This is a genomic window from Saprospiraceae bacterium, assembly GCA_016713025.1.
Classification (GTDB): domain Bacteria; phylum Bacteroidota; class Bacteroidia; order Chitinophagales; family Saprospiraceae; genus OLB9.
Map to the genome: position 1 here is coordinate 4,014,195 of JADJPZ010000004.1, position 25,045 is coordinate 4,039,239.

Annotated in this window: 21 protein-coding genes and 1 pseudogene; 9 read left to right on the forward strand and 13 right to left on the reverse strand. The window is 37.1% G+C overall.

Annotated elements, in window-relative coordinates; all coding sequences use genetic code 11:
- Positions 1 to 61: 61 nt before the first annotated feature.
- Positions 62 to 553 carry a methyltransferase domain-containing protein gene (locus IPK35_23460; protein ID MBK8056147.1) on the forward strand — a complete coding sequence of 164 codons (492 nt, stop codon included), beginning with the start codon at positions 62 to 64 and terminating at the stop codon, positions 551 to 553.
- A 33-nt stretch (positions 554 to 586) separates the two neighbouring features.
- On the opposite strand, the gene IPK35_23465 is transcribed toward IPK35_23460, so the two are convergent.
- From IPK35_23465 to IPK35_23475, 3 genes are all read right to left on the reverse strand, one after another.
- The gene (locus tag IPK35_23465) at positions 587 to 1,228 is read right to left on the reverse strand and encodes a hypothetical protein (protein ID MBK8056148.1); all 642 of its coding nucleotides are present in this window, start codon (positions 1,226 to 1,228) and stop codon (positions 587 to 589) included.
- 391 nt (positions 1,229 to 1,619) lie between these two features.
- Positions 1,620 to 4,109 carry a transglycosylase domain-containing protein gene (locus tag IPK35_23470; protein ID MBK8056149.1) on the reverse strand — a complete coding sequence of 830 codons (2,490 nt, stop codon included), beginning with the start codon at positions 4,107 to 4,109 and terminating at the stop codon, positions 1,620 to 1,622.
- 64 nt (positions 4,110 to 4,173) lie between these two features.
- Positions 4,174 to 4,638 (reverse strand): low molecular weight phosphotyrosine protein phosphatase, encoded by a 465-nt coding sequence (locus IPK35_23475; protein ID MBK8056150.1) that lies wholly within the window; start codon positions 4,636 to 4,638, stop codon positions 4,174 to 4,176.
- Between the two features lie 627 nt (positions 4,639 to 5,265).
- Here IPK35_23475 and IPK35_23480 point away from each other — a divergent pair.
- The 3 genes from IPK35_23480 to IPK35_23490 all read left to right on the forward strand — a co-directional run bounded on the left by IPK35_23480 (position 5,266) and on the right by IPK35_23490 (position 8,367).
- Complete coding sequence (locus IPK35_23480) at positions 5,266 to 6,003, forward strand: hypothetical protein (protein MBK8056151.1); 738 nt, start codon at positions 5,266 to 5,268, stop codon at positions 6,001 to 6,003.
- Between the two features lie 91 nt (positions 6,004 to 6,094).
- Positions 6,095 to 6,844 carry a DUF1295 domain-containing protein gene (locus IPK35_23485; protein MBK8056152.1) on the forward strand — a complete coding sequence of 250 codons (750 nt, stop codon included), beginning with the start codon at positions 6,095 to 6,097 and terminating at the stop codon, positions 6,842 to 6,844.
- Positions 6,845 to 7,017: 173 nt separating this feature from the next.
- Complete coding sequence (locus IPK35_23490; GenBank protein ID MBK8056153.1) at positions 7,018 to 8,367, forward strand: T9SS type A sorting domain-containing protein; 1,350 nt, start codon at positions 7,018 to 7,020, stop codon at positions 8,365 to 8,367.
- A gap of 20 nt (positions 8,368 to 8,387) precedes the next feature.
- Here the strand turns inward: IPK35_23490 and IPK35_23495 are convergent, their stop codons facing one another.
- Both IPK35_23495 and IPK35_23500 read right to left on the reverse strand, forming a co-directional pair.
- Positions 8,388 to 9,104 carry a hypothetical protein gene (locus IPK35_23495; GenBank protein ID MBK8056154.1) on the reverse strand — a complete coding sequence of 239 codons (717 nt, stop codon included), beginning with the start codon at positions 9,102 to 9,104 and terminating at the stop codon, positions 8,388 to 8,390.
- Positions 9,104 to 10,366 carry a hypothetical protein gene (locus tag IPK35_23500; protein ID MBK8056155.1) on the reverse strand — a complete coding sequence of 421 codons (1,263 nt, stop codon included), beginning with the start codon at positions 10,364 to 10,366 and terminating at the stop codon, positions 9,104 to 9,106. The genes IPK35_23495 and IPK35_23500 overlap by 1 nt, the downstream gene beginning before the upstream one ends.
- Positions 10,367 to 10,715: 349 nt before the next feature.
- Between IPK35_23500 and IPK35_23505 the strand changes: the two genes are divergently transcribed.
- On the forward strand, positions 10,716 to 11,765 hold the full coding sequence (locus IPK35_23505; protein MBK8056156.1) for a methylated-DNA--[protein]-cysteine S-methyltransferase: 1,050 nt from the start codon (positions 10,716 to 10,718) through the stop codon (positions 11,763 to 11,765).
- 897 nt (positions 11,766 to 12,662) lie between these two features.
- Positions 12,663 to 13,899 (forward strand): annotated as a pseudogene (gene ltrA / locus IPK35_23510) (group II intron reverse transcriptase/maturase).
- A gap of 264 nt (positions 13,900 to 14,163) precedes the next feature.
- Here the strand turns inward: ltrA and IPK35_23515 are convergent.
- The 3 genes from IPK35_23515 to IPK35_23525 are packed head-to-tail and all read right to left on the reverse strand — an operon-like array spanning position 14,164 to position 16,797.
- Positions 14,164 to 14,856 (reverse strand): GNAT family N-acetyltransferase, encoded by a 693-nt coding sequence (locus IPK35_23515; protein MBK8056157.1) that lies wholly within the window; start codon positions 14,854 to 14,856, stop codon positions 14,164 to 14,166.
- A complete protein-coding gene (locus IPK35_23520) occupies positions 14,856 to 16,322 on the reverse strand; it encodes an aminoacyl-histidine dipeptidase (GenBank protein MBK8056158.1) in 1,467 nt (488 codons plus the stop codon). The genes IPK35_23515 and IPK35_23520 overlap by 1 nt, the downstream gene beginning before the upstream one ends.
- A gap of 22 nt (positions 16,323 to 16,344) precedes the next feature.
- The gene (locus IPK35_23525) at positions 16,345 to 16,797 is read right to left on the reverse strand and encodes a thioesterase family protein (GenBank protein MBK8056159.1); all 453 of its coding nucleotides are present in this window, start codon (positions 16,795 to 16,797) and stop codon (positions 16,345 to 16,347) included.
- Positions 16,798 to 16,913: 116 nt separating this feature from the next.
- Here IPK35_23525 and IPK35_23530 point away from each other — a divergent pair, with 116 nt between their 5' ends.
- Positions 16,914 to 18,446, forward strand: a complete 1,533-nt coding sequence (locus tag IPK35_23530; GenBank protein ID MBK8056160.1) for a M20/M25/M40 family metallo-hydrolase — start codon at positions 16,914 to 16,916, stop codon at positions 18,444 to 18,446.
- A 26-nt stretch (positions 18,447 to 18,472) separates the two neighbouring features.
- Here IPK35_23530 and IPK35_23535 read toward each other — a convergent pair whose 3' ends face one another.
- On the reverse strand, positions 18,473 to 18,772 hold the full coding sequence (locus IPK35_23535) for an amidohydrolase family protein (GenBank protein MBK8056161.1): 300 nt from the start codon (positions 18,770 to 18,772) through the stop codon (positions 18,473 to 18,475).
- Positions 18,738 to 19,967, reverse strand: coding sequence for an amidohydrolase (locus tag IPK35_23540; GenBank protein MBK8056162.1), 1,230 nt, complete (start codon positions 19,965 to 19,967; stop codon positions 18,738 to 18,740). Before IPK35_23540 ends, IPK35_23535 begins: the two co-directional genes overlap by 35 nt.
- 532 nt (positions 19,968 to 20,499) lie before the next feature.
- On the opposite strand from IPK35_23540, the gene IPK35_23545 reads away from it, so the two are divergent.
- Positions 20,500 to 20,958, forward strand: a complete 459-nt coding sequence (locus IPK35_23545) for an ATP-binding cassette domain-containing protein (GenBank protein ID MBK8056163.1) — start codon at positions 20,500 to 20,502, stop codon at positions 20,956 to 20,958.
- Positions 20,959 to 20,997: 39 nt separating this feature from the next.
- On the opposite strand, the gene IPK35_23550 is transcribed toward IPK35_23545, so the two are convergent.
- On the reverse strand, positions 20,998 to 21,513 hold the full coding sequence (locus tag IPK35_23550) for a hypothetical protein (GenBank protein MBK8056164.1): 516 nt from the start codon (positions 21,511 to 21,513) through the stop codon (positions 20,998 to 21,000).
- A 104-nt stretch (positions 21,514 to 21,617) separates the two neighbouring features.
- Between IPK35_23550 and dgt the strand changes: the two genes are divergently transcribed.
- Complete coding sequence (dgt, locus tag IPK35_23555; protein MBK8056165.1) at positions 21,618 to 22,985, forward strand: dNTP triphosphohydrolase; 1,368 nt, start codon at positions 21,618 to 21,620, stop codon at positions 22,983 to 22,985.
- Between the two features lie 100 nt (positions 22,986 to 23,085).
- Here dgt and IPK35_23560 read toward each other — a convergent pair whose 3' ends face one another.
- Both IPK35_23560 and IPK35_23565 read right to left on the reverse strand, forming a co-directional pair.
- Positions 23,086 to 23,397: an alcohol dehydrogenase catalytic domain-containing protein gene (locus IPK35_23560; GenBank protein ID MBK8056166.1), complete on the reverse strand. Its 312-nt coding sequence runs from the start codon at positions 23,395 to 23,397 to the stop codon at positions 23,086 to 23,088.
- Between the two features lie 89 nt (positions 23,398 to 23,486).
- On the reverse strand, positions 23,487 to 24,659 hold the full coding sequence (locus IPK35_23565; protein MBK8056167.1) for a hypothetical protein: 1,173 nt from the start codon (positions 24,657 to 24,659) through the stop codon (positions 23,487 to 23,489).
- Positions 24,660 to 25,045: the final 386 nt, after the last annotated feature.

The window sequence follows — 25,045 nt, forward strand, 5'->3', positions numbered from 1 at the left end:
AATGTTTTTAATATTTTGTTTGCAAATTATTAGATTTAATACCTGATAAATAAGTCTGCATATGCTACACGAGTATGACAAAACCATTGCTCACCATTACAATGCATATAGGCCTCCGCTGCATAAAATCATACTGGAGAAGGCTATAAACAAGGATGCAAAATATAAAAATGGCCTTGACATCGGGTGTGGTACGGGATATTCATCGGTTGCATTGGCGAACTATTGCGATCATGTGACAGGTGTGAATCCAAGTAAGGAAATGATAGATCAGGCAATACAACATAAGCTGGTTAGCTATTATCTTGGTTCGGGCGATTGTTTGCCCGATGGTATTGATAAGATAGATATTGTATGTTTTGCAGGTTCTCTATTTTATACAAAATCTCCAAAACTCATAAGTGAGCTGTTTACACTCCGGGGGAAAGTACTGCCTGTCGGTGGTTTAAAGGAAAAAGTCCTTGCAGCAAGAAGGACCGGCATCACGATTATTAATAAATATTCCTCCTCTTTGGTAGTAAGCCTTAAAAAATTTTATTTCATGTATCTCTGATTTTACTTACGGAGGATGTGAAAAATTGGTTTTTTATTTAATTAAAATTATTTTGCCTTCGTTAGATATTTTAAAGATTTCAAATTTAATTTTTTCTTCTTCAAGACGAATGATATCACTATGATTTACTAAATGAGATTTAAAAACCCCTTTCTTAAATGTTGTGTAAACTTCTACCCCGTTTCCATCAAAAAATTGCAAATAACCAATTCTGGCAATAGATAGTAATTTTGTTGAATTGTAATTCAACAAAATAGATATAATATTATAAAATTCATTTTTATCGACAGTTTCAAATTTTAAGTTTACAATTAATGAATTAAAATTATCAGATAGATATAATTTAAAAATTTGTTTTTCAAACTTATCAGATTCTTTATATTCTAAGTCATTAAATAAATTTATTAATTCAATGTGTTTTAAAATTGAATCTACACATAGCTCAGTGATGTATATGAATCTATCTTTATTAAAATAAAAACTATCAATATCAATGATCAGCTCATTAAGGCTTTCAATCTTGACTATTTCATTTTTGCAAAATACAACTCCATTACCGTCACTAAAGTTATGGTATCCAAGAAATTCTGACCCTTTAATAACTTTAATTTCTTTATTGTGACATGAGATGAAATTTATTGAAATCAAAAGGATTAATAATTTTAATTCCCACATATTTTCTAATTATTTTAAAATAAAATTTGTCAAATGACTTGTTATAATAGAGCATCAACCTCATCAATCCCCCGATGGCAATTTGAAACTGCGATCCAGTAATTTAGAAATTTTAAATTCATCGTCTTATTGATCATTTTATATCCAAATATTGACGATTATGAATTATAGCTGAGTTACATTTTTTTAAAATATGTAGTTATAGTGGACAGAAAATATTCTGCGAAAAATTTAAATCATAATGTATTGTAAGTTAAATAATTATGATTATAATTTTTCGCAATCAATTTTCTGTTTGGTATAATGCATTAAAAAAGCTAAATATAAGGTATCGAAGCCGCAGACTTTGACAATCGGATTTGCAACTAAGAAAAAGTTTAAACTCTAAAACTCAATCAAATTCCTCATCAAACTCGGTTTTCTTTTTTGTTTTATTTTCTTCACTGCCATCCTGAGATAAGTTTTCATATTTGCTGCAGTCAGTTTCTATCAATTCTTCAGCAGGGCGCATGAAAACGGTATTTTTCCCAAAACCCAGGAGGTTGTCTTTTTCAATTTTTGCCAATAACTTTTCAAAATAAGGGCGTGCCATCACCGCTCCCTGACCATCTGAAAGTGTATTGAACCTGATAAATTCCTGATCACCCCCGACCCATGTAGAGATGACAATCTCAGGAGTAAAACCCACAAACCATCCGTCTTTGTAGTCATTGGTGGTGCCTGTTTTTCCGGCTATCTGGCTTTTAAATTTGGATTGAATCCCGCTTGTCACGTACCTGAGCATGTCCACAATCACATAATTGTATGCTGGATTGATGGCCTTCTTTTGTTCCGGGACGGCGGTGTAGATCACTCTACCGTTTTTATCTTCTATCCGAGTGACAAATATAGGCTTGGTGACTACCCCATCATTGGCATAAGCGGTGTAAGCACAAGCCATGTCCATAGCAGAAAGTTCAGGAGTACCCAGACAAATGGAAGGAAAATCCGGAATTTTATCTTTACTGATTCCAAGATTTCCGACCAGATTCTTTACACTCTGTACATTTCCGATTTCTTTCATCAGGAAGACAGAAACAGAGTTTTTGGAGTCTTTGAGTGCTTGCCGTAGCGTGAGATTCTGTCCCGTATATTTATTGTCTGAATTGGAAGGGCACCAGGTACTTATCAGGTTGAAATTGGGATCATTGGCCTGAATACATTGTTTGACATCCTGGACTTTAAAGCAAGGTGACATCGCATTTTCGATGATGGCTGTAGAATATATAAATGGCTTGAATGTGGAGCCAACCTGCCTGTTGGAGTTGACGTGGTCATACTGATAATATTTATGCCCTATACCTCCTACCCATGATAAAATATGCCCCGTTTTTGGGTTTACCGACACCGAACCTATCTGCAAGTGCTGAAGATGATATTTTAATGAATCCATGGGTGTCATTTCCACCATTTTTTCACCGATATCATTGTATGCAAAGACCCGCATCCTCGTTTTTGTGTTGAAAGAGGTATTGACAGCTTTTTGCATTTTGGTCCATTGTGACTTTAGTGTGGGCCAATATTGGCTTTCCATTACTGTCTTGTATTTTTCGATATCATTGTCACTTATAGTCTTACTTTTTAGCAGTTTCTTCAGATGTCCGGGAGTCGATACTTCTTCAAACATCCTGAAGATATCTGTATCGTCCAGTTCTATCCCTTCCAGATTGCCGGAGATATCACTAAATACTTTTGTCAGGTAAGCTTGTTTGATAGTTTTATATCTTTCTGAATCCTTCATCATCTGAATCAATACTTTTTTGCGGGCTTCAGCTTTTGTTTTATCAGCATTGTATGTGATGAAGTCTTTACCTTTCCATCTTTCAAAATACTTGTTCTGCAATGCGGACATATGTTCGTACATAGCCTGCTCGGCATACTTTTGTATTCTGGTATCTATTGTTGTAAATATCTTGAGTCCATCAGTGTAAGGATTGTATTTGCTCCCATCAGGCTTGCGATATTTTGTATCTTCAAGTAGTGTTTTTATCCATTTTGTCAGTTCAGATCTGAAGTAGGGAGCCATACCGTCATAATGTGCCTCCCTTCTGAAATTATCCAGGTTGATTGTTTTTACTCTTTTATTGAGGTATTCTTCTTCAGTCAGAAAACCATTTTTGACCATCTGTTTCAATACAACCGATCTTCTGTTGTGGCTGTTTTGAGGATTTATTTTGGGGTTAAACAATCTTGGATTTTTCAGCATAGCTATGATAACGGCTGCTTCTTCTACGGACAAATTTTTCTGGTTTTTACCAAAATAAGTTTTGGCAGCTGCCCCGATACCTACGGCATCATACAGGAAATCACTTTTGTTGAGATACATCGCCAGTATTTCTTCCTTGGTATATCTTTTTTCAAACTCTATGGCTATGACCCATTCTTTGAGTTTTTGCCACACTCTTTTGTGAAAAGTCGAAGATCGCTGTGTAAAAAACAGTTTTGCGAGTTGCTGTGTGATGGTGCTTGCGCCTCCCTTTTTTCCCATATAAAAGACAGCCCTTCCGGTACTTCTGATATCTATACCGACATGGTCATAAAATCTCTCATCTTCTGTTGCAATGAGCGCTTTGACGATATTGGGATTGATATCCTTAAAATCCAGCCATTCTCTGTTGAATTTAAATATCTTCCCAAACACCTGATTGTCTGCTGATATAAACTGTGAAGCTATTTCATATTTTGGATTTTCAAGCTCTTCAGTATCAGGAAGCAACGCTTTAGAAATGTAAAAAAACAATAAAATGAACAAAATAAGAATGGCCAGCAAAGTGTAAATGATCATTTTCAGATATGATCTTCCCTTTGTGTTACTGGCATTATTTTTTCCTGTGTTTGACATTGTAAAAACTCTGATGACAAGATTGTTATCGCAAAGATATTAAATTGTTCTGACCCAAAGATATTTATAACTCAACCTTATAAAGCATAGTTTCTACAAACTTGTCCAGACTTTTGTCCAGAATGTCATAGACTTCATCAAATCTTCCGTCATAGTAAGGGTCCGGAACAGCAGTATTGCGACCCGGAGACTCAAAGTTCCTGACAAGATGTACCTTTTCTTTTTGGTTTTGATCTTTGCACAACTGTAAAATGTCCCCGTAGTTGGAACTATCCATGGCCAATATCACATCGAAATTGGTGATATCCTGAAGAGAAATTTTTCGGGATATCTGTCGGCTGATATCTGTACCTTTTCGGCGGGCAGCAAAAATGGCTCGTGTGTCAGGAGGTGCTCCATCATGCCATCCGGATGTGCCTGCAGAATCAACTTGCCAATCAAGCTTTTTTTCTGATATCTTTCTTTCGAGTATACCCTGTGCCATAGGAGACCGACAAATATTGCCAAGGCAAACCATTAGTATCTTCATTGCAGAAGTTATTGTTTTTTAATCATTAACCTAAAAATCTAAAATGAATTTCCTATTCCAGACCAAAATTACTGCAAAATAAGACACTGCGTTCATTTTTGACTTCGCACCATAGCGATGCTATGATTTGTCATCAAAAATGCTTATTTTATTGTACTTTTGATCTTCATAACGGAACTCATTTTTGATATTTAGGCTTGATATAACTCATTATTTCTAAATATGTTGTGTGGCACATAGTGAATCCTATAAAATCAGTCCTGTCAAACACCAAAAAGATACATTATCTCCAATCCACATGTAAAGGTCAAGTAAGAACTTTTACAAATGTGTTTTTCCACGGATTAAAATCTATCAGCCAGATAGGACTTAAGCTCATATCTTTTGAATATAAATGCTATACCAAACAGAAAATTGATTGCGAAAATTTATAATCATAATTATTTAAATTACAATACATTATGATTTAATTTTTTTTGCAGAATATTTTCTGTCAACTATAAATACCTTTACATCTTTTTTAACTCATTTTTGTTTTAAATGGTTAGATTATGGTTCTTGCAAAAAAACATTTAAAGAATTTTGGCAGCTTGACTACTATCAGTTTTATCATTCAACAAATAATTTATGAATAGAAATTTAGTCTTAATTTTATTGATAGTCGGTACAAATATATTATTGGGTCAGCCACAACTCAGAAATCATCAGAAATTGGCCTACATCATTTCATCTGATGGTATACGATCTGATGTCGCCATAGAAGTGGATGATCCTGATCAACCGTGGACATTTCAATCAGGTATTAAATATTATGACCGCGCTTTGCTCACAGGAACACGTATCAAAAAAGAACTTAAAAAAGACCTGATTCCAGGAGAAGTAATAGAATATGGTTTTGAAAACAAAAGATTTATGTATGTCAGTTACTATGTAAAAGGCAAGGGAGAAGATATTTTAAAAGCAACTGCCGAAAAATTTAAAGGTGATAAAAATACGGATTACTTTGCCGAGATTGTCCACGATGGCAAAATAAAGCTATTGCGTTTTTACATTCCACCTGTGATCTCAGATGAAGACTATGATGATAAATCCATCATGGAAAAGTATATTCAGGATGCCAGGGATGGATATGATATTCTGATAAGTCGTGAAGGCTTGGGTACAAAAGCTATTCAGGAGATCAATGTAAAGTCTTTCTTTGAAGATTGTCCTTTTGTACTTAATAAATTTGAAAAGGAGCTTTATAAAATCAAACCAGTAAGTGGCCTGAAAAAATTACTTACAAAAGATGGCCTTGCCGGAATCACCCTCGAAAACGCAGCTATGAAAGTTGTAGGAGATTATGAAGAGAAATGTGGGAAATGAACAAATTAACTAGATTTTACTCCACCTTAAAGGTCCCTACAGATTATCTTTCTTAGGTTAAACAAAATTCTTTTATGCTTGTTAACCGCACATGACAGCCATATTGATTTCCTTTTTTATCATCACCTTAGTCAATATTCTGGCCTACATATGGGCATATAAAAAACAAAGCGATCATCTTACTGACATCAGTTACAGCCTTTGTTTTATTGCTGTGACACTTTATTTCCTTGTTGCATACGGCAATTTATCCGCAGGAAGGGTTGTTTTGGCATCGATGGTTATTCTTTGGGGCATAAGGTTAGGCGGATTTCTGTTTTACAGAATTCACAAGATGGGAAAAGATGCAAGATTTGATGCATTCAGAGGGCGTGCCAGTGGGTTTCTGAAATTTTGGCTCCTGCAATCTTTGAGTATTTCCATCATAGTGTTACCCGTCCTGTTTGGGCTTTTGGCACCGGATATTGAAGTCAATATATATGCTCTTTTACTTTGGAGTTTCGGTTGGATATTACAATCCTTTGCCGACTGGCAAAAGTTTTTATTCAGGACCCATTATCCCTCGACATCTTTTATCAGTGATGGTCTGTTCACATATGTCAGACACCCCAATTATACCGGAGAAATTATGGTTTGGATTTCTATTTTCTGGTATGTATCTTCGGTTTTGTCAGGGTGGGAATGGATTGCAGTCATCAGCCCGATTTGGATCATCATCCTTCTTATAGCTATCAGTGGTATACCATTGATTGAAATAGCCAATAAGAAAAAATATGCCGGCAATGCAGATTTCCAGAAATATGTTTCTAAAACCTGGAGGTTGATTCCGTTTGTTTATTAAGAACAAGTCGTGTGTGTATAACTAAATGCAAAAGTGTGTAATTAAAAATTTACCTTGCTCAACCCTCATGCCCCTGAAGGGAAGCCCACCTACTCCATCATAGCTTTAAAAAATTCCATTTGTTATACCCACTGAAATCTTCGACTTTAAGATAATAAATTATCTTTGCCCCTATGAAACAAAGGACATTAAATATTTGCCGGATATTTAATTTAAAAATAGTATTGAGCTCAACGATACTATCAGTTTTCTTTTTTTCGGGTTTTTCTCAGGTAGATGCTGTAGGAAGTGAAAAGATGAAAATGAATATCAGTGGCAATAGTTTAAAAATTCCTTACTTCTCAAACCACTCCCTTGAAGTATCACGCAGCGATATATCACGCGCAGTTGTTGTATTACATGGTGTGGAGAGAAATGCAAGCGATTACTACAATAATTTGATTACTGCCACATTCATGAGGCCAACCTTGTCTGATTCAACTGTCATCATTGCTCCTCAGTTTTTGACAGAAGAAGATATCAACTTTCATAAATTAGATAAAGAACACCTTTACTGGACTGAAGGAGGATGGACATCAGGTTCAAATTCGCGAAGTGAAAGTACCAATCCCAGACCTGCAAGAATCGCATCACTTGCGGTATTAGACAGTGTAATGAGCAGAATCATCAGTACTTTTCCTAATCTTCGTTCTATAGTTTTTGCAGGGCACTCTGCAGGTGGACAAGTGGTCAACAGGTACTCGGCAGCGTCTACTTTTCCAGACGTACTGTGCGAAAAAAATAATGTAATTACAAAGTTTATTGTCGCCAATCCCAGCTCGTACGTGTACATGGATAATAAAAGAGCGGTCAGTGGAAAGATGGACCAGTTTGATGTTCCAAATAATGATTGTTCGGGTTACAATGATTGGAAATTTGGGCTGGACAACCTTTTTACTTACCCGGCGACTACAGGAAGAGGACAAATCAGAAATTTTTTAGGAAAAAGAAATATTGCCTATCTGGTGGGAGAACTGGACAATAATCCCAATTCAAGCTCTTTGGATAATAGTTGTGAAGCCAGGCTCCAGGGAAGACACAGATTAGAAAGAGGAATCATCTACTTCAACTACTTAAAAAATTATTATGGTGAGGAAATCCTGAAACTCCAGACACTTGATATCATACCTAATGCAGGACACGACAACTTCAAAATGTTTACCTCAGAAAAAGGATTATTTCACTTGTTTGAGTCCCGTCCTCAAAACTGTAAACAGACAGCATCTTCTACCAATGAGTCAGCTGCACAGCATGAAATGGAGCTTTTCCCCAATCCAGCATCTTCTGAATTAACCATGAAGATATCAGAAAATGGCGGCGCAGTAACGATTTACAATATGCATGGAATAAAATTAAAATCCATTCCGGACATATCTGATCAAGAAGTTAGAATTGATATCAGTGATTTTAGTCCCGGGCTTTATTTGTTATCCTACCGCCATGGAGCAGAAATAAAAAACAAATTATTTGTAAAGACTGAATAAGCATCAGAATCTACTATTCATTAAAATGTAATACCAAATCCAATATCATATCGCCTGAAGTCAATAGTCATTTCTGAACTAAATTGATTGCCAAGTGACTCATAGTAAGCCGACTGAAACCGGACACCGGCATAAATGTCCAGATATGGGTTGCCTGCGCCAAGACGATAACCAAAAACAGGATTGAAAAACCAACCACCACGGGCATGTGTCTGGCCCAATTCTTCATCGGTAGAGACAAAACCATATCCTGTACGCATTCCAAGATAAGGGGTTTTATTTTTTTTATACATTCCTATCCGCGCTTCAGCATAAGCAGGAAACATATTAAATCCCTGAGTTGCATAATAATTGTCAATTCCTGATCCAACTCCTGCTGCCAGCCAATGATTGAACTGATATCCTCCGCTCACACTAAGGGAATATCCTCCCTGGTTTCTGCTGTATAAAAAAGAAAACTGTGAACGAAGGTACCAGGTCGGAGAATGAAATCTATACAGTTCTTCAACATGGAAAGAGGGTTTTGCCATCTTCACTTTTTTGACATTTTTGGCATACGTTGTGATGATTTCAGTCTCTGAAAGCGCAAATTTGACCGTATCACTATGATCGTATTTGATCAGTTTTCCTTTCAGGATACTCCCATTGGCCAGATATATTATGTCCTTATACTCATCTGATTGTGTGATGCCGCAAAGAGGAATAATCAATAGCCATAAGAACAAAGAATTTTTCATTATTCACCTTTTTTGATACTGCTGATGAGTTTCGGAGACTTGTCATTGGTCACGTCATAGAGATAAAATCCGTCATCTCCTACCATAAACAATCTTTCCTTGCTGAGGGATATCATATCATAGCTGTGGATGTTTGTCACCTCACCCAGCACATTTACATTGGAAGGATCTTTGACATTCAGAACCTTGAATCCGTGGATTCCTTCAGCAAGATATACCCTCTCGCCGTACACTGACAGACCGTGAGGATGTTTCATAGGATAGGATTTTATGAGTTTCGGCTTTAGTACATTGGAAATATCGATGACGTCAAGTTGATTGATGAATCCACGACATTCATTGCCATTTCTGAGGGTGACATAAGCAGTATTTTCATTTACAACTACCGGGTCACAAGCCCTTGCGTGCTCAAACACCGACTGTAGTACAGGCGCTTCAGGTTTGCTATTGTCAAAAATATACATTCCGGCATTAGATCCTACAAATAGTTTGTCTTTATAAGGGAAAATAGTCTCGATACCCCAACCCAACTGGCTGGTGTGTTTGAGCAGAGGACTTTCAGGAACGGAGACTAAATATGATTTTAAAGAAGTCTGGTCTACTACATACAAGTAATCATTCACGACTGTAAATCTTGCAAATGATCCACCTACACCAGTACCGGACGTGCCAGACCCGCTTTTGATCACTGAGCTGGTAGGAGCTGATGATTGATCAAAAGCCACGCCTCCTCCAAAAAAGAAGGATTCTCTATTGAAATTCTGATCAGAACAGTCAAGCACCGTCGTTCGGTCTGATTTTATAGAATATGCGTAATATTGATTAAGATTAGTATTGGCATATTGTGCCTGATAATCTTCAATTCTTTTGACAAGTTTGGGGTTGCTGATATTAGTGATGTCCAATGCCACCAGGTCCATCACATTATCTGCATAAAGGATATTGTTTTTTATAGCAATGTCAAAGTTGCCCGGTATATTGTAAAATCCCAGTTTTACGGGTTTGGATTCATTTTTAAGATCGTAAATGTGTATACCTTTACCTTGATCATTGATAAAAAGATAGGTTTTATAAAAATACATTTTCCCGGGATTTTCCAGTTTTCTCTCAGGTTCTGCCTTTATTTCTTGTCGGATCTGCGCCTTAGTGAGATATACAGGTGTGTACTGTACAAAGGTTCTTGTTTCAGTACATTCGTCGCTAAGACATGATTGTAACATCAAGGTAGATAAAGTAATCAGAAGGAATAATAACTTTTTCATAAAATTCAAATTTTGTAATGATTAGAAATGTTTTTTATAATGTCACACTTTTATTTATATAGACGTTGGTCATTAAAAAATGGTTGGTGAAAATGGATATTAAATTCAATGTCGTTTAGATAAAGTATTTTTACTTGTTTTTACCCATCCCTGCCTTGCCGTACCGTTGGACAGGCAGGCTAAATCCTTCCCTTAGAAGCCCTTAAAAGGGAAGGGCTTCATAATATGGCCTTAACTAATCGACATTGATATTAAATTGTAACAAAAAATTAGATGTCCATTTTTCGGTTGTGAAAGATAATAGACCATGATTAACTTTGCAGCATAAATTTACGGATATTCAGGAAATATGGAACTCACATCAGAAATAATGTTTAAAGCAATAGTTGAAAAAGATACATCATTTGAAGGTATATTTTTTACAGCGGTCAAAACTACCGGCATCTTCTGCAGGCCATCCTGTACGGCGAGAAAACCCAAAATAGAAAATGTAGAGTTTTTAAAGACTTCTAAAGAATGTATACTCAAAGGTTATCGTCCCTGTAAAGTCTGTAAACCACTTGATGCTTTGAATAGTACTCCTGTTGAGTATCAAACCATCATCAAGGAGCTTTCTCAGGATCCATCATTGAAATTAAAGGATTACGATCTTCGCAAAAGAAATATTGAACCAAGTCAAATCAGAAGATGGTTTTTAAAGCACCATGGCATCACTTTTCATGCTTATCAGAGGATGTTCAGGATAAATTCTGCTTTCAAAAAAATCCAAAATGGCCAAAGTGTAACCCATTCAGCGTATGATGCGGGATTCGAATCTTTAAGTGGATTTAGCGATACATTCAAAAGTGTATTTGGGGTATCTCCCAAACAAGGCAAATTGCAAAACATCGTTGATCTGAAACGAATAGAAACCCCTTTGGGGACAATGATTGTTTGTGCATCCAATCATGGAATTTGTCTTCTTGAATATAGTGACAGAAAAATGCTCGAAACAGAATTGAAAGCCATTGGAAAATTACTGAATGCAACCATTATTCAGGGCAGTAATCCATATTTTGACTTGCTCGAAACACAATTGACCGAATACTTTAATGGAAGAAGAAAAGAATTTTCAGTGCCCCTTCATTCTCCGGGAACCGTCTTTCAAAATAAAGTATGGACAGCTTTGCAAGATATTCCTTATGGTCAGACAAGGTCTTACAAAGAACAAGCCATCGTCCTTGGAAATCCGGAAAGCGTAAGAGCTGTCGCCAATGCAAATGGCATGAACAGAATTTCTATTTTGATTCCTTGCCATAGAGTGATCGGGTCAGACGGGCATTTGACCGGTTATGGTGGAGGCCTTTGGCGAAAAAAATATTTACTGGATTTAGAGCAGGCCTTACCTGTGCAGGTTTAAGAGTATATTTAAACTTTTATCATATTTGGCTTTAAGCGTCAAATTTAAACCTACTCTAAATTCTACTTTTTCAACTTAGACTTCATCTCCAATATTAGATCTACAGCAGTTTAAATCCGGGATCAGTAGGGGTATTGTATTGCTACATTTTCAATATATTAAATGCTTTAGATATTCATTCTAAGTTTTAGTTTTTTGCTATTCGAGCAAATGTTTTGATGTCTTTACATTGGTTTTACGATTTATAGTAATAATTTCATTACCCAACTTTAAGGTAGGATATCAAAAAGCGTGGCCGTTCCGGTACGCGGAGCGATTTAGCGGAACTAGACTTTTCCTGCCCGCTTCGGAGCAGGCGGGTTGTTTACTTTTTGTGTGCCACGAAGGTAGGTTGGTGAAAGCCTACCATGTTATATTGAAGATGATACAACAACATGAGTGACCATGTTGCGAAGTATCGGCAAGGGATTTTAGGGTAACTTGTCAAACCGCTCTTTTCTGCAAAACGAGTAATTGAAATGTAGAAAGCGTAAAGAGAAAAGGCGTATTAAAACGTCAGGTATGATATACAGAGATGAATGCGAATGAATCGTTGATGAAACATCGAAAAAACAGAGATATGGATAAAATCGGGTTGTAAAAAGGACTCAGAGATAAGCATTGCGGACGCCTAATTACTGGCAATGTATCCATCGGTGTAAAGACGACATGACTGTATATTGGGCTTCAATATAAAACTTGGGAGAACCACATATGGCAGCGCAGAAGATGCGTTATGTGGTAGTCGGACTAAGCCATAGTAGTGCTTTAAAGGCCAATGAAAGTTGGTAATAGCGAAGGGCTTAGGATGTGGATATTATTTAACATTAAACAACTCCGTAGAGGAGGAAGATTGAAATGGAAGTAAGAGTAAACCAAAGCATACCAATCGAACGTCAGTGGGTTACGCAGGCATATTTAAAGCTGCGTAAGGGCGGGAAAGCCGTTGGAGTAGATGAAGAAACTTGGAAGGCATTCGAAAAGAAGTTAAGTAGTAATCTCCATAGTATATGGAGCCGACTGGCTTCAGGAAGCTACCATCCAAGTGCAGTTAGAGAAGTAGAAATCCCAAAGAAAGACGGAACGAAGCGCAAGTTGGGTATTCCTACAATACGAGACAGAATCAGTCAACAAGTAGTGAAGGAATATATGGAAAGTCGCATAGATGGAATTTTTCACCAAGATAGTTATGGTTATCGCCCATTAAAGAGCGCACATCAAGCATTACAAACAGTAATTAAGAATTGCTATCAATATGATTGGGTGATAGACATGGATATCAGTAAATTCTTCGATGAGATAGACCATGAAATCATGCTAAAGGCAGTAGCACATGTTATGCCTGAGAAATGGGTATTGATGTATGTTAAAAGATGGTTAGAAATGCCAATCCAAGACAAAGATGGAAGTATAAGGAATAAGGAAGGCAAAGGCACTCCACAAGGCGGAGTTATAAGCCCTTTATTAGCAAACTTATATCTGCACTTTACATTAGATAAATGGTTTGATAAAAAACCATCCTGATGTAAGATTTGTAAGATATGCGGATGATGTAGTAGTCCACTGTAAAAGTGAACGACAAGCACAACATATACTTACACAAATCAAGCAACGTCTCGGAGAAGTGAAACTAAGCATCAAAGAAAGCAAAACAAAGATAGCCTATTGCAAAGATTATCGACGGAAAGCAAACCATGAACATGTAACATTTGATTTTCTGGGCTTTAGCTTTAAACCTTCCAAGATGATAATGAAAGACAAACAAATCTTGTTAGGATTCTTAGGAGACATCAGCAAAAGCAGTAAGAAAAAGATAATGGAAGAGTTTCGAATTAATAAAGCGATGAAACATACTGATTTAGAAATACAGGACATTGCAGCAAGAATAAATAGCAAATTGATTGGATGGACAAATTATTATGGTCTCTTCACAAAACGTGGACTAAACACCTGCTTTTATAATTTTAATAAACGGATATTGAAGTGGATTAGAAAGAAGTATAAAACAGGGTCAAAAGAAGCGTTGAACATGTATGAAATGATAAGAAAAGAAAAGCCAGAGCTTTTCTATCATTGGTCAAAAGGGTATTGTTGAAAAGGTTTTAACCGCATCAAGAGCCGTGTGAAGGGAGATCTTCAAGCACGGTTCCGTGAGAGGCTTGCGGGTGAAACTCCCGCTTGCCTACTCGACTTGTCAATGAAAAAAAGTAAAAGCCTGTCGCGGCTTGAGCGACAAAGCCAAGTAAATGAAGATTGTCCAATTATTAGATCAAAATCAAATTTAAATTTGGCTTTTTCAATGACATGAATATAGAAATAACTGTGCAAAATGTAATACACACAAGTTAACAAAGTAGAATTAATCAACCATACCTATTTTCCAAAACATCACTTTTCTCCTGTATTCAAACCCCGCTTTTTTATATAAAGCGATGGCACCGTTATTTGTCTCAAGCACATGCAGAAAGGGCGTTTTACCCGTTTTTGTGATTTCGTTGATACATTGTTTGGTGAGCATCAAGGCATAATTTTTTCTGAGAAAATTCGGATGGGTAACCACAGAGCTGATTTCAGTAAATTCATTCAACTGTATTCTGATGCCTGCGGCGGCCACCAACTGATCACCTTCAAATATGCCATAAAAAGTACCCATCTCCGGCGTTCTGTCCCTGAAATATCCCGGCAGTACAAGGTTTACCAGATCAATAAGTTGATCATAATGTGATATAGACAGGGTGACAATTTCTTTCTCAGTATCCAGGTCTCCGAGGGTGTCATATGTATATACCATCTGATCGCATATGACTTGTTTTTCAATATAGTATGCATCAGGAAGTTCGGGTTTGTGGCCGACAACATAAAAACTATCTGTTATCCTGCCATATGTTTCAAATCCCGAGTAAGTTTTGTCTAAGTCAAAGACAGCACCAAAAGTGCAATAATCACTCTTATAAAACCTCAGATTCTCCAAAGGCAAACAAAGATGTGCATGGGTCTCCGTCAGAGCATACCACACCGGATTGTCCAATTTAAAAAAATGATCAGACATCATTATCCCTTTGAGGGAATATTTTTCAGGATTTCCAGAGTAAAGTTCCAGAATTTATTGACTGAAGCTATATGAACTTTTTCATCCGGAGAGTGCGCTCCTTTTATAGTTGGACCGAATGATATCATATCCATCTCAGGATAGTTTCTGCCGAGAATCCCACACTCCAATCCTGCATGACAGGCTACCACATGTGCCTGACAGCCGTGTTGCCGTTCATAAATATCTGTCAATACCTTTAGTATAGGTGATGAGGGATTGGGTTTCCATCCGGGATATCCACCTGAAAACACTACATTAAAACCTGCCAGAGAAAAACAAGCCTTGAGAGCATGCGCGACATCATATTTGGATGACTCCACAGAAGACCTTGTAAGACACAGAATTGTCGCTTTGCCATCCTTTATTTCCACTTTGGCAACATTATTGGAAGCCTCGACAAGATCTTCTATATCGGGACTCATTCTGAATACGCCGTTATGTGCTGCGTATATCGCATGGGTTACAGCCGTTTGAGCCTCTACCTTCATGATAAGTTCAGGACATGCTGTTTCTGTGATGATGATTTCCAGATTGGGTTCGATAGATTTGTATTCCTCTCTGATGTCATGAATACGGTCATGGGTGACTTTCAAGAAAGCAGAAGTATTGGATTTAGGAATAGCTATTGTTGATGTGCTTTCACGAGGTATGGCATTTCTAAGGCTGCCGCCGGTAATTTCACTGATCCGAAGCCCTGTTGTTTCTTCCTGCCCGTATAAAAGACGGTTTTGGATTTTATTGGCATTGCCCCTTCCCAGATGGATCTCGATACCTGAATGACCACCCAATAAGCCTTTGACAGTTACAGTATATCCCATGTAGAATGTGGGATCACATTTTTCAGTAGAGTATGACATTGAGGCAGTCACATCCATACCACCTGCACAACCTATATCTATTTCGTCATCTTCTTCTGTGTCAAGATTGAGCAGGATTTCTCCGGTAAGGACTCCACCTTCAAGGCCCATAGCACCGGTCATTCCCGTTTCTTCATCTATGGTAAATAAAGCTTCGATAGCCGGATGCGGGATATTGTCTGATGCCAGGATGCTCATTATGGTGGCCACGCCTATACCGTTATCTGCACCAAGAGTGGTTCCCCGGGCTTTGACCCAATCACCATCTATGTACATATCTATACCCTGATGTTCGAAATCAAAAACTGTATCACTGTTTTTCTGATGGACCATATCCAGATGTGACTGGAGAACACAAGTTTTCCTGTCTTCCATTCCGGATGTGGCAGGTTTGTTGATGATAACATTGCCAGTAGCATCTTTTTGGGTTTTTAAACCAAGGCTTTTGCCAAAATCCATTATAAATTGAATCACTCTTTCTTCTTTTTTGGAAGCTCTTGGGACAGCATTCAGATCAGCAAAGTGATTCCATATGGGCTGCGGGTCGAGTGTTCTGATTGCACTTTTCATACTTATTTGTTTTAGGTTAAATTCATTTTTTTATGCTTTGACTTTTTTCTATCCATTGAAAGTCATCGGATTTGGATACGCTATCCATTTTACTAATAAACTCGGTCGGAAGTGCTGTCAATTTCCTTAAATCAATATTGATAAAACCACCATCTGAGAAGATTGTTGCCATCAATGTACCGTCACTTTTTATCAAATCGTGACTGAATCCCCATCTACTGAAATCTGGTGTGGCTTTATACAGGCATACGTGACATTCAATATGATCACCAAACAATATCTCTCTTTTAAATATGGCTTCCTCCCTGAACAAAATCGGACCCAGTTTATGATGTTTTAATGATGTTCTATTGAGAACCATGCTATCAAAAAGGGCGATCCTTGCATAAGCTGCAAAATCAAAATATGCAGAATGCCTGACATGACTGTTGGGATCGAGATGCAACCATTGTACTTGGATCGGGACACAAAACATTGCAGGTTTTCTTTTTTAAACCATAAAGTTATGAAACTTAAAATAAATTCAAACATTTACTTAGTTTTGATTTTTAAATATACCTAAGCTTTAGATTAAATATAAAAAGTATCAAAATGAAATTAAGTGTCCTTTTAATCGCTATGACTCAAATCTTCTTTTTGTTATCTCTCGGTGCCCAGAGCGCAGAAAAGCTGGGTGCGTTTTATGATAAAAACGAATACGCTTTGATGAGCGAATATTTTGAATTTTTAAAACTTCCCAATACGTTCAATGACAGGCAAATGCTGGATGTAAATGCCAATTTTATCCTTGGAATGCTCAAAAAAGCAGGCATTCAGGGCAGATTGATGTATGATAAAAACAAAAAAAGTGTACCTGCCGTTTATGGAGAGTATATTCATTCACCACAAGCTACAACGATCATTTTTTATGCCCATTATGACGGACAACCAGTAAATCCCGCCAATTGGCATCAGGGGTTGGATCCTTTCAAGCCTCAGTTGGTCAGTGACAGGTTGGATAGAGGAGGAAAATTTATGACATTTCCAAAAAAAGGAGAAAAGTTTGATCCCAAATGGCGCATCTATGGCAGGGCAAGTGCTGATGACAAAGCAGGAGTTTACAGCATTATAAAGGCTTTTCAGGCCATCAAAGACATGGGACTAAAACCCAATATCAACATCAAATTCTTCTTTGAAGGTGAAGAAGAAAATGGTTCAGTCAACCTTGAAGATATCCTTGAACATAATAAGGAAGCCTTGAAATCTGATCTTTGGGTTATTTGTGATGGGCCCATGCCTGCCACTGGTCAAAAGCAGATAACATACGGTGTACGAGGTGATGTCAATATGCATCTGACTGTATATGGCCCTAAAAGACCTTTGCATAGCGGCAATTACGGAAACTGGGCACCCAATCCGGCTCAAAAGCTGGTCAGACTGCTTTCTTCAATGAAGGATGAAAATGGTCTTGTGCTGATAGATGGATATTATGATGATGTGATACCACTTTCTGCTGCAGAAAAAAAAGCATTGAGCGATATAGAAGATCCTGCCCCTGTTTTGAAGCAGGAACTTGGTTTTGCTGAGGCAGAGATGCTCGGAGTTTCATTTTTAGAGAGCATCACTTCCATACCGACGTTAAACATCAATGGAATCTCAGCTGCCAATACAGGAAGGCTGGCCAGCAATGTTATACCCACAACGGCTTCAGCTGCCCTTGACTTGAGGCTTGTTAAAGGCAATACGGTAGAAAATCAAGTAAGAAGAGTCAAGGACCATATCAGGAAAATGGGTTTTTATATCGTAGATAAAGAGCCGACTGATGAAGAAAGAGCTAAATATAAGGATATCATATTCGTCACTCAGGGTCATGGATATCCGGCACAACGAACTCCGATAGACCATCCATTGGCTATGAAAGTGGCCTCAGCGGTACAAAGTTCTGCTGATAAAAAGATCATCCTGATGCCATCTTCCGGAGGTAGCTTGCCTTTGTACCTTTTTGACAAAGTGACCAAAACCTATCCGGTCACAATACCTGTTGTCAATTATGATAACAATCAGCATGCAGAAAATGAAAACCTGGAGTTGGGAAGATTGAAAGAAGGGATAAAAACAATAGGTGCGGTGATGATGGGTTTGTAATTTTTTTAAGAGTATGTTTGAATTTTTTATTTGATTTCAGATCTTTGTTTATCCAGTTTAATTTTAAAGTGTCTGGCTGTTTCGAGCAATTTATCCAGCGCTGTTCTGTCAAAATACTGACCATTATTGAAGACAGCAAAAATGTCCTGTGTGGACTTAATATCTAACAAAGGATTGCTGTTTAGGATGACCAGATCAGCTTCTTTTCCGACATCAATAGTTGCCATAGAATTTTCCTTTCCCATAAATCGTGCACCATTGATAGTCGCACTCTGTAATATCTGAAGAGGGTCAAACCGGCTTTTGAAATAAAATAAGCTCTTCATGCAATGCTAATGCCGGATAGACATAAGTATTTAAGGCAGCTGCATCGCTACCTGCCAAAATAGTAATTCCTGCCTTCTGGATATTGGGAAGTTGTTGGGCTATAAGTTCATATCTTTCTTTTGTCTGTTGTTTTTGTGCAGGTGTATTATTGGCAATTCTGTCTATACGCCATTGATATTTATCTATAAAACGCTGGCTTAAATATTGCAAAAAGACATCATTTTTATGATCATTTTCATCCAGATAGGCCAGTTGTTTTCCACCGATAAGGGTTGGGGTAACTGCAATTTTTGTTTTTGCCAGATCTGTATATGCTTTATTTGCAGTAGTCTGATCAAAGTTATTAAGATATATTTCATCAGCCCTAAATTTGGAAATTTTACTATCCTTTATTTGAGCAACAATACTTTTTTCATCCATACCCAATCGCAAAAGATAGCTTCCGTGTTCTATGCTTGAAAAACCGGCATTAATAAGCTCACTGATGGTAAGGTCATGAGGAACATGTCCCGAAACTTTATAACCCCTCTTTTTTGACTCAGACACACTTTTTAGAAATAATGGACCGGGTAGGGTGTTTTCAGTGATTTTAATCAGATCTACTTTAAAATTGTCCAATGTGTCCAGCATCGCTTGCAGATCTTTATCATTGGCAATTTCAAGATCTCGCTTCCAGATAGAATTGATACCTTCGAGTTTCCGGCCAGCAGTAAATATTTGCGGACCCAATAATTTTTGGGTATTTATTTCATCTCTCCATTGTAAAACCTGTTCGCCCAGGTCACTGGCCATATCTCTGACAGTGGTGATACCATAAGCAATGTAAACTGGAAATAAAGCCTTGTTATCTTCAATAAGATCTTCGCCTTCTATATGTATATGCATATCCCATAATCCCGGAATAACATATTTATCATTGCCATCTATTTGAAATTCTGATCTGACAAGATGCTTTAAATCATCATAATGACCAATTAGTTTTATTTTTGATCGTTCTATGTATATAGCTCTATTTTGGTGAATAATTCCATTTGTCACATCTACAATCCGGATGTTATAAATCAGTAAGCTTTTGTAATTATTCGGAAGTTTATCCGGTTGATGGGTGGAGCAGGATATAAATATTGTCAACAGAATGGCCAGGATGAAGAAAATACCTGAATTTATTTTATTCGATTTACGGTAATTAATCATTTTGATTATATTTAAACTTTCATCATTTGGCCGCAAGAGACGTATTTTATTTTTATCTTCGGTATATTTTTCGCCATTTAAAGTCAAGAAAAAAGCTTTATCTTCTACCTATGTTCAGTTTTCCCTGAGAGTCATAGTTCGTTTGCTTTCCCTCAAACATGAAAATTTAAACATGCTCTTAATCAGAATAGTTGCAAAAAGTATCGATTCTTTGGTTTTGCACTTGTTGCCAAATGATAAAAGTATATACATACTATAGTGTTATTCTAAGGTTAAATTGACGTATGACTTATTATATCTTTTCCATTTGCCCCTCTTGATGAACCCCTTCGTCAGATACAGCTTAAGTTGGGAACCATCGCCTTGATCATAAGAAAAATCTACTTATAATGGATCCATCCATCATTCAACACTAAACATAACACTAAATCTATGATGCGGACACTTTTTGCACCTTTTTCCTTTTTTGTACTTTTTACAGCATTTTTTGAGATGAAATTCTACCATCTGGTGGTTATGATCAAGTACCGTCATGGAAAATATCACATTGAGAGATAAGAACATCTCCTCAGAAAAAGTTATTGACGCAGCCAAAACCATAGGAGCGCACGCTTTTATCGATAGACTTCCCGGCGCGTACGATTATAAAGTATCAGAAAGAGGCAGCAACCTGTCCGTTGGCCAACGCCAATTGATTTCTTTTGTGAGGGCACTGGTTTTTGATCCTGACATTCTGATCCTTGACGAAGCTACATCTTCCATAGATACTGAAAGTGAAGCTGTCATCCAGTATGCCATCGAAAAATTGATAGAAAAACGCACGTCTGTCATCATAGCACACAGACTGTCCACTATCAAACATGCTCATAATATCCTTGTCCTATCTGATGGTCGTATTTTGGAGAGCGGTACCCATGACCAACTGCTGGAGAATGCAGACGGGCATTATCGGGAGCTGTACGACATGCAGTTTTCAGAGTTGACCTCCTGATTATAGAACGATATATTCGAGTTTATACAATTTGTTAGACTATTCCAGGTCAAAATTCCTGATTACATAGCCGGAAAGACCACCACCTTCTATTTCCAGATATATGATTCCTTGTGTGTTTATATGAATTCCCAGATATTTTCCGGCTGTGCATTGAAGCTCATTGAACCGGGTTTCCAATTGATTCAGCTGATCCTGATCCAGAATCAAATGCATTTGTCCTGTGTTGTGCAGGCAAAGATGCTTGTTGGCAAAAAATACGATTTTCAGTTTGAGTATTCCGGTAGCTATTGTATTCAGGTTCAGATTTGTGACTGTGGTGGATAAAAATTCATTAAAGGCTGCAGTATCCATCCCGATGATTCTCGGCAACTCTTTGATACCAAGGACCAATTCTGAGCATTGCTGCTCCGATAAACATGATGTATGTTTGTAACAAATAAAATGTTCGTCACTAACATATCTGAAGTCCTGAATCAGGATGTTTTGGGAGATAGCATCCACTGAAAGCACCACCAACACCATTAAAATCATTAATTTTATATTAGATCTCATATCATTGTTTTTAGTAACAGATGTATGTCCCTGGCCGTTTTGGTGTCCGAAAACGAAAAAATGACAATATAACATCTATCTTTGCAAGCCAATCAATAAAAATCATGCAAAACTGGGGACAGTGTATATCATACAGGAGGTACGGATACCAAAGTAGCGGTCAGGCTGGTTTCAGATCAGAATTTACAAGGGATTATGACAGAATTATATTTCTATCTGCCTTCCGTCGACTGCAGAACAAAACGCAGGTTTTCCCACTCCCGGGCAATGTTTTTGTACACAACAGGCTGACACATTCTCTGGAAGTAGCTTCTGTAGGCAGATCTTTGGGTGCCATCACAGGACATGGAATTGTAGAAACTTATCGCAATATCTCCGAACAGGATGCTTTGTTTTACAATTATGAGTTATCGGGTGTCATCTCATCTGCTTGTCTGGCGCATGACATCGGCAACCCTGCTTTTGGACATTCAGGAGAGAAAGCGATCTCACACTATTTCGAAAGCCAAAAAGACAAAGTTGTCAATAATACTGCATTGAAAGACCTGTTTGACCACGAAGAATGGCAGGACCTCACCAACTTTGAAGGCAATGCCAATGCACTAAGGCTATTGACCCGACAGTTTAAGGGTAAGCTGGAAGGAGGACACAGATTGATGTATCTGACACTAGCCTCAATCCTGAAGTATCCTTGTGCATCACATGAAATGGACAAATCTTACATACATAAAAAGAAATACGGTTACTTTCATTCTGACAAAAATGCTTTTGATGATATTGTATCAGAATGCAGATTAGTGATGGAAGATGGACAATGTAAAAGACATCCATTTGTTTACTTAGTGGAAGCTGCTGACGACATTTGCTACCGTATCATAGATATGGAAGATGCCCACAGGATAGGTATATTGTCTGCAGATGTCCTTCAGGATGCTTTTCTGAAATTGCTCATGGATCTGGATGAAAACCTCGGCAGAACAAAAAATATACTGCACAAAATCGGGGATGCCAATGAAGCAGTCTCATTTCTTCGTGCCAAATGTATCAATGCATTAGTCAACAAGGCTTCTGAGATTTTTTTACAAAATGCTGAAGCTATTCTATCCGGTCAGTTTAATCACACATTGATCGATGAGGTAGAAAAATTTTGTCCCGGCCTCAAAGAAATTACAGATATTTCTGTCGAAAAAATATATAACCATCATTCAGTGATAGAAGTCGAAATGGCGGGATACAATGTCATGTCAGAATTACTCTCTGTTTTTGTAGAAGCAGTACTTTCTGAAAACAAAACATCGATTCAAAAAAAGTGCATCCAACTGATACCCTCCCAATACAATCTGGCTTATGACCCGGGATCTCATTATGAAAAAACAATGGGTGTGCTGGATTTTGTTTCCGGAATGACTGATGGATATGCCACAGAACTATACAGAAAAATCCGGGGAATTGAGATTCCGTCGCATAAGTAAACAGTTGTCACTGATTACCGGGACATACTACAGTTTTTTTATCATAAAATATTAACGGCTATGATTACGCAGTGGTGGAACTTTGAAACGGTTCATTGTCTCACGTGACCAAACGTAGAAAGTGTACAACACCAAACACTTCATCTCCAATTTCAAAGTTTTTTACATCTTTTCCTTTGGCAATTATTACACCACTTGCATCGCCACCAATAGGTGCAGGCAAAGTTAATTTGTCAAACTTTTTGTATTTGCCCTGTATAGTTTTATAATCGTGTGGGTTAAGGCTTGCCGAATAGATTTCCACCAATACTTCATCATCAGTAATGGTAGGAATGGGTACCGTTAGGATTTTTAAATTATCCTTAATTGTTCCATAACCTGTAATGTGTAAAGCCTGCATTGTAGTAGCCATAATTAATTTGTTTTATTATTATGGTACAAAAGTAAAGGACAGCTAAGTGGCTTACCTGTCCTTTCTTGCTATGTTTTTCAAATAAATATTTATTGAATTACAAAGTCATTAGCTAATCTGCGGTAAGAGTAATAAGGTGATTCTGCTCTGCCAATTCTTAGTATTAATTGCATTTTACCAGAGCCTTTAATGTTCTCTAATTCATGTAGTTTTTTTGTCATTTCCCACATCTCTTCATACTCTTGTGTTATTTGTGTATGTGGGTTATTGTCAATTTTGTGCTTTGTCATCGATAAACAAAATCTTACAAAATCCCTACCTGTTTTTACCCAATCAATTACTTCATTTGTGTTTGTTGTAAATGTTACATAGCCCTTTGCACTATTTACTGCTTTAGTAAAAGTATCCATATGCCTTTGTAATGACTTTTTCTTATGCCAGGCTTTGGGTCCACCTTTTAATGTCATTTCTGCCAATGGCACCATAATGCCTGTAAATCCAACCTGAGGAATGCTTAAACCATCTCTTTTTTCTGCTCTTTCACGTTCTGAAAACCTCATCATTTTACGAGATTCATCATGTGTTTCGTATTTGTATGATTCTAATTCCATTGCTTTTATCAACATTTCATTGTATGTTTTAATTTTTTCAGAATCACTAATAAATTTTATGGTAGAAAAAGAGGAGCCGGTTGAGTTAATAAGGGCATCAAACTCAGCTTGGGTAATCATATCACCTTTATATGCTTTTCTATTGGTAGCTCTGCTCTGAATGTAGCTTGCTAACTCACTAACGGTATTGTTAGACTTAGAAAGTGTGACTTTGGCAACGGGTTTGATACCATAGTCATTCTTTCCATTATATTGTTCTGGGAAGTAGTCAATTTGGGCACTATAGCCAATTTTTTCTACTCCAATGGCTAAGGTTTCGATAAAGCAACCTGCCCCCATATGGATTTGCCTTTGAGTAGGATCTGTAGCTGGCAAAAATCTAGTTTCATCTACGTAAAATAACATAGAGTTGTCGTCAGCAATTTTAAATTTCCACGACTGAGTATTATGCGGACTAGGAGCATTTATTCCAATAGCAATTGCCTTCATAATAGGTTGTGAAAAATCATTAGGATTAGGACGTTTGTCATTTTTTTTAGCCTTATTTGGACTACTTGCTGCATTAAGGCTATTAAGATTACCAATAGTTCCTATTAAAGCTGCGGCACTTATCATGGTGCCACTTTTTACAATAAAATCTCTTCTTTGCATGATATTAATATTTTATGATGCAAATTTCCGAATAGCAAAATCAAAATCACTGAACATTTGCTAAGAAAAATAGAGAGCTAAATATTTTTTTTTGATTACTTTCTTTTTTGCAGATAAGATAAACAGATTTATATTTTAAGTTAGTTTGTTAAGGCTAAAATTAATGAAAAGATTGTCAAAATAATTGTGATTGGCGTAAATAGTTTTTGTTCAATTTTGTTTTTGAAGTTGCATTTCCTAATGTATTGAATAGAAATAAGACTGTCATAACCCAAAGTATAATTGTCATTGTTTTTTTTGGAAAGTCAATTGTCAAGAAATGAGATTGTACCAATACGATAAACAGAAAAAAAAGGTTTATTAAAATCGATACTGTTTCAAAACGA